Annotated in this window: 1 pseudogene (only partly in view); it reads right to left on the bottom strand. The window is 41.1% G+C overall.

Features of this window, described 5'->3' with window-relative positions:
• A pseudogene (rlmD, locus tag ACFE90_RS30045) lies at positions 1 to 314 on the bottom strand (23S rRNA (uracil(1939)-C(5))-methyltransferase RlmD); its annotated part runs 291 nt beyond the window's last position; the annotation flags it as partial.

Raw genomic sequence — 314 nt, 5'->3', positions numbered from 1 at the left:
GGCGTTCGTCATAAACTTGCCATTGTTGCTTTTGGATATCTTGTTTAACTTGGGCAAGTAATGGATTTAATCGCGCATCTTGCACGGGGCATTGATTTAAGTTAACTAATTGATGGCTACCTTTTTGGTAATAACCAGCTTGAACTTGCCCGGTTGCCGATATACCCAGAGGATATGTAGATTTATTACGATAACCTAAAGCTGAAGGTGCAGCCAAAACTGCATCTACTGGTGGATGCACAAAACCGCCAATTCGTTCTAAAGCTTGAATAACTTGATTGCGTTTGGCTTCAAGTTGGTACTCATAGCTGATA

Source organism: uncultured Nostoc sp., assembly GCF_964245445.1.
Taxonomy (GTDB): Bacteria; Cyanobacteriota; Cyanobacteriia; order Cyanobacteriales; family Nostocaceae; genus Nostoc.
Note: the sequence above shows the minus strand (reverse complement) of the source record. Positions and strands in the feature narration are given on the sequence as shown.